Below are 547 nucleotides of genomic sequence, written 5' to 3' on the forward strand. Positions count from 1 at the left end.
ACCATGCGGATGGCTTCTTCCTTGAACTCCGGCGAGAACTGCCTGCGACGCCTTGCCACGTACCTACCTCTTCCAGACTTCTGTCAGCTTATGTAGCCGACTGTCCGGAATCTGCTAGGCGCCTCACCTTGACGAAGTCGTGTTCGCGGGCGAACGGGATGGACGCGATGGCCGGGGAGATCACGTGAGTCGCGCGCTTGTGGGATGGTTGGCCGGCCTCTCGCTGCTGGCGGGGATCGTTGCGGGGATCTGGGGGCTGGCGTCTTCGATCAAAGGCGCTGGACAGGCGCACGGAGTGGTGGCCGTGCATTGCCAGGACATACCCCACAAGCTTCCGCTTGAGGTGTCGATGGGCTCGGACATCTCAGTGGCAGGCGCCTTGTACAAAATAGGGGATGGCACGCTGCTGGCAGTGAACTCGGCCGCGTCCAAGATCGTGGTGTATGAGATTCGACCACTCTGCGATCTAAATCCTATTTAAGCAGCAATAGCACTATTAGTCACATTTGCATCGGCGTCTTCCTGGGCCTTTCTCTCGGCGGCCTTA

Annotated in this window: 1 protein-coding gene; it reads left to right on the forward strand. The window is 59.2% G+C overall.

Translation table 11 applies throughout. The features are described 5' to 3' along the window. The first annotated feature begins 184 nt into the window (after window positions 1-184). Entirely contained in the window at window positions 185-481 is a 297-nt protein-coding gene (locus tag ETD85_RS62715) for a hypothetical protein (RefSeq protein WP_138699154.1), read from the forward strand. Window positions 482-547: the final 66 nt, after the last annotated feature.

The organism is Nonomuraea zeae (genome assembly GCF_005889725.1).
Taxonomy (GTDB): domain Bacteria; phylum Actinomycetota; class Actinomycetes; order Streptosporangiales; family Streptosporangiaceae; genus Nonomuraea; species Nonomuraea zeae.